5 protein-coding genes and 1 pseudogene are annotated in these 4,825 nt (G+C 42.9%); 4 read left to right on the top strand and 2 right to left on the bottom strand.

Annotated elements, in window-relative coordinates; translation table 11 throughout:
• Window positions 1-277: 277 nt before the first annotated feature.
• Both rlmN and FGQ86_RS15940 read right to left on the bottom strand, forming a co-directional pair.
• Window positions 278-1,261, bottom strand: a complete 984-nt coding sequence (gene rlmN, locus FGQ86_RS15945; protein WP_002584956.1) for a 23S rRNA (adenine(2503)-C(2))-methyltransferase RlmN — start codon at window positions 1,259-1,261, stop codon at window positions 278-280.
• 16 nt (window positions 1,262-1,277) lie between these two features.
• Entirely contained in the window at window positions 1,278-1,463 is a 186-nt protein-coding gene (locus FGQ86_RS15940; protein WP_003431289.1) for a cysteine-rich KTR domain-containing protein, read from the bottom strand.
• 392 nt (window positions 1,464-1,855) lie between these two features.
• On the opposite strand from FGQ86_RS15940, the gene FGQ86_RS15935 reads away from it, so the two are divergent.
• The 4 genes and pseudogenes from FGQ86_RS15935 to FGQ86_RS15920 form a co-directional block, all read left to right on the top strand.
• On the top strand, window positions 1,856-2,218 hold the full coding sequence (locus FGQ86_RS15935) for a helix-turn-helix transcriptional regulator (protein WP_138305130.1): 363 nt from the start codon (window positions 1,856-1,858) through the stop codon (window positions 2,216-2,218).
• Between the two features lie 201 nt (window positions 2,219-2,419).
• Window positions 2,420-2,749 carry a plasmid mobilization relaxosome protein MobC gene (mobC, locus tag FGQ86_RS15930; RefSeq protein ID WP_032518701.1) on the top strand — a complete coding sequence of 110 codons (330 nt, stop codon included), beginning with the start codon at window positions 2,420-2,422 and terminating at the stop codon, window positions 2,747-2,749.
• Window positions 2,710-4,044 carry a relaxase/mobilization nuclease domain-containing protein gene (locus FGQ86_RS15925; protein WP_021393612.1) on the top strand — a complete coding sequence of 445 codons (1,335 nt, stop codon included), beginning with the start codon at window positions 2,710-2,712 and terminating at the stop codon, window positions 4,042-4,044. The genes mobC and FGQ86_RS15925 overlap by 40 nt, the downstream gene beginning before the upstream one ends.
• Before the next feature lie 66 nt (window positions 4,045-4,110).
• Window positions 4,111-4,749, top strand: a pseudogene (locus FGQ86_RS15920) (BRO family protein); the annotation flags it as partial.
• Window positions 4,750-4,825: the final 76 nt, after the last annotated feature.

Below are 4,825 nucleotides of genomic sequence, written 5' to 3'. Positions count from 1 at the left end.
ATTATGAGGATTTGGAACTGGTAGCATAGTCAGTGATATCCTTGAAATAAATGTGTCAACTAATCTTGACAATATCAGTAAATAAAAATGGACACGGCGATACCTCCCCGATACCGCCGTATCCTTAAAAAAGGGCGACTTTAATACACTACCCGCAATCCATTCTATAATAGGGAACAGCGGCTTTTGCGCAATATTAAATAAAAAAGCCGATAACACATAGGTTTTTTGACCTAATGCGTTATCGGCTCTGCGTCTATGCGTCTGGCACTTTTAATCATTTTTTTTTGAATTTATTATATGTGTTAGCTAACTGTCCACAAGCCGCGTTAATCTCTCTGCCATGAGAAACTCTCATAGTAACTTCAAGTCCTGCTTGCTCTAATTGATGTTTGAATGCAACTATTTCCCGTTTCTGTGGTGCTTTAATTCTTGAATTGCTTGTTGGGTTGTATTGTAACACGTTAATCATAACTTTTTTGCCCCGAAACCATTTTGCAAGTTGTCTTACATCTGAGGGCCGGTCATTTATACCCGGTAAAAGCAAATACGCAAAGACAATTTTGCGATTATGCCTTTCAGAATAGGATAAGGCTTGCTTAACAACATCTTCAATAGCATATATGCGCATGTGAGGAATAATACGATTTCTTGCAGATTGTGTTGCTGCGTGTAAAGATATTGTCAACTGAATTTTAAGATGTTCCTCGCGCAATTTTTTTAATTGATCGACCGGACCAACTGTTGATATGGTAATGCCGTCGGTTGGAAAGTTGAGCCCATATCTATCTCGGAGAATATGGATTGCTTTTATCAAGTTGTCATAATTGAATAAAGGCTCTCCCATACCCATAAAAACGATACGGTTTACTTTTCGACGCAACAATATAATCTGTTGTACGATTTCTGACGATGTTAGATTACGAACAAAGCCATTTCGCCCGGACTCACAAAAAATACAACCAACAGGACAACCGACTTGTGTGCTCACGCAAACAGTTCCACCATCTCGCCGCTTGATAAAAACCGTTTCAATGTATTTGTTGTCTTTCAGTTCGTAAACATACTTTTCAGTATCACTGCTTTTGCAAATATTTTTTACCAACATTGATAGATTTTTTTTGCGTGGTAATTGCTTATATAATTCTTCATATAAGGCTTTTGCTTCATTCTCGCCAATAACTTCCGACATTTCTTTGTAAGTAAATCCGTATGGATCATTCCGTACTTCCGCAGGCGTATATTTAGGTAAACGTTTCATTTTTATATCCTTTCTTCTAAATAATAAAAGTTTGTTTTTCTGTATTTTTGATTACAATCTCTAATTTTTCTACATCAATGATATGCGTCAATTTGCATTTAGGGCAGAAAAGAGGAAAATCTTTTAATACAGTATTATGAAATACTTGAACTCTCGTCTTTCCGTTACAAATCGGACATTTTATCCAATATTTTTTAAGCATTATATTTCACTCGTCCTTTTTACACAAAAAAATGCAGGTCAATCCTCAACATGAGCATTGACCTGCATTTATAATGCACAGAGCAGTACAACAAAACTAAGGCATAGCTTGCACTATGTCTATACTATATCTATACGTCGTTAGTTTTTTGTATAGCATCCGCAAAATAAGCATGACAAAAAAGCCCATGTTGAAAATGGGAAAATCCTTTTTTTCAATGCTTATCTAATACGCATGCTATGCAACATAAACGCCGCCTCCTTTTACATAAATTTTATTTTATCAGAAAATCAGTCTACTGTCAATACACAACAGGAAGTATTTAACCTAATGATATGAATTGTGTGGACATATCCAAAAAGAAAGGTGAACTGTAAAATGTAACAGGGTGAATGAAAACGGCAAAAAGACCCGTACCATTGTACGACTTTAAGGCTTTCGGGGCAGCTATAAAAGCCGCGAGAAATGAATACGGCGAGAGCCGCAAAAAGGTAAGCGACGAGTTATATATTTCCCCGCGCTACCTTGCGAATATCGAGAACAAGGGACAACAGCCGAGTTTACAGGTATTCTATGACCTTGTAACCCGGTATCATATTTCGGTAGATCAATTTTTCTTCCCGAACAGCAATGCGGAGAAATCCACCGGGCGGCGGCAGCTTGACGCGCTGCTGGACGGTATGAGCGATAAAGGCATACGGATTGTAACCGCAACAGCAAGGGAGATAACGGAAGTCGAAAAAGCAGAGGATTAACCTCACAATATGAGAAATCGGGAGATTGCAGCGCATGGCGGCTGCAATCTTTTTTTGCGTCCAAAATCAAAGGAACGCGCAACAAATACCGCCTTTCGGTGGGGGTATGGAGTAGATAGCAAGCACAGCAAACGAGTACCCGTTTGCGAAAAATGCTTTTTGGGATAATCCCAAACCCTTATACCGAAAGGCGGCGCGGAAATGGAAAACCGAAAGAGAAATATCCAAATGAAGTTTTACGTTACGGAAGAAGAAAAGCGGCTGATCGACGAGAAGATGAAGCAGCTTCCCATAAAGCAGTACGGGGCATATCTGCGCAAAATGGCGATTGACGGGTATATCCTTGTCATTGACCGAAGCGACACGAAAGCATATATCCGGGAACTGCAAGCGGTGAGCCGGAACATCAACCAAATTGCCAAACGCGCCAACGCGACGGGGGCGGTTTACCAGCAGGACATTGAGGATATAAAAAAGGCGGTGGACGAGATATGGCGGTTACAAAGACGCACCCTATTAAATCAACCTTAAAGGCCGCAATAGACTATATCTTAAATCCCGAAAAGACGGACGGGAAACTGCTTGCGTCCTCTTTCGGCTGCGGGCTGGAAACCGCCGATATAGAGTTTGCATGGACGCGGGAAGCTGCCGGAGATCGCGGCACCCATTTAGGGCGGCACTTGATACAATCCTTTGCGGTGGGAGAAACCACGCCGGAAGAAGCGCACAAAATCGGCATGGAACTTGCGCAAGCGGTGTTAGGCGGCAAGTATGAGTTTGTTTTGACAACCCACGTCGATAAAGACCATCTGCATAATCACTTGATTTTCAATGCGGTTAGCTTCGTTGACTACAAAAAGTACCATTCCAACAAACAAAGCTATCATTTTATCCGGCGCACCAGCGACAGGATATGTAAAGAGCATGGGCTATCCGTCGTCGTACCGGGACAGGACAAAGGGAAAAGCTATGCGGAATATGCCGCCGAAAAACAAGGGACAAGTTACAAAGCCAAGCTGAAAACGGCGATAGATACCCTCATTCCCCAAGTCAAAGATTTTGACGAACTGCTGCACCGCTTGCAGGAAATGGGGTATGAAATCAAACAGGGCAAATATATTTCTTTCCGCGCTGCCGGACAGGAACGGTTTACCCGCGCAAAGACGCTCGGCGCGGCCTATACGGAAGAAGCGATAAAGGAACGTATCAAGGGCGTATATATCGCCAAGTCAAAACCGCTGCGGGAAGATAAGAAAATCCGGCTTGTCGTCGATCTTGAAAACAGTATCAAAGCGCAACAGTCGGCGGGCTATGAACGGTGGGCGAAAATCCATAATCTGAAACAGGCTGCAAAAAGCATGAACTTCTTGACCGAAAACAAGATTGAATATTACAGCGACCTTGAAAGCAAAATCGCGGATATTATGACCGCCCATGACGCGGCGGCAAGGGCGGTTAAGGACGTAGAGCAGCGTATGTCTGATTTGTCGCTGCTTATCAAGCACACAACCACATACCGACAATTAAAACCGATTTACGAGGAATACAAAAAGTCGCGGGACAAGGAAAAGTATCTGCGGGGGCATGAAAGCGAAATTATCCTGTTTGAAGCTGCGGCAAGGGCATTAAAGGAAATGCAGATAAAGAAGCTGCCCGATCTCGCCGCGCTGCGTAAGGAGTATAGCAGCTTAAACGACAGGAAAAGCAAATTGTATGAGGATTACCGCCAAGCGAAAAAGCAAATGCAGGAGTACGGCATTGTCAAAAAGAACGTCGATAGTATTCTTTACCCGTCCCAAAGCAAGACGCGGGAGCAGGAACGATAAGAGGTTACAGTAGAAAAAGTCATAATTTTATTGTAAAATAGAATTGCCTGGAAAGGAGTATCGCAAATGGATAACGACAAATTGCAGCTTTTTGAAAACAAAGCAATCAGAACGGCATGGGACGAGGAAAAGGAAGAATGGTACTTTTCCATTGTTGATGTTGTCGCGGTTTTGACCGACAGCCCCAACCCTCAAACCTACTGGCGCGTAATGAAAAAACGCTTAAAAGACGAGGGAAATGAAACCGTTACAAACTGTAACGCTTTGAAAATGACCGCTGCCGATGGGAAAAAGCGGTTGACCGACGTTGCGACAACGGAACAGCTTTTGCGTATCATTCAGTCTATCCCCTCACCGAAAGCAGAGCCGTTTAAGCTGTGGCTTGCGGAAGTCGGGCGGGAACGGATAGAAGAAACCATAGACCCGGAACAGGCCATTGATCGCGCCCTTGAAACCTATCTGAAAAAGGGATATACCCGCGAATGGATTAACCAGCGGTTACAGGCAATCCAAGTGCGGAAAGAATTAACCGACGAATGGCAAGACCGGGGCGTGAAAAAGGGCGTTGAATATGCGATACTCACCGACGAGATCACCCGCGCATGGTCGGGAATGACGACGCGGCAATACAAAAAGCTGAAAGGCTTAAAAAAAGAAAATCTGCGGGATAACATGAGTACAACGGAAATCATCTTAAATATGCTTGGTGTGGTATAAAAAAAGTTGACAGCTTATTCTCAAGGATTTCATAATAAAACCAAGAGAATAAGGAGGTATTCAA

It is taken from the genome of Clostridium sp. BSD2780061688st1 H5 (assembly GCF_005845155.1).
GTDB lineage: Bacteria > Bacillota > Clostridia > Lachnospirales > Lachnospiraceae > Claveliimonas > Claveliimonas intestinigallinarum.
This window is presented reverse-complemented; position numbering and strand designations above follow the sequence as displayed.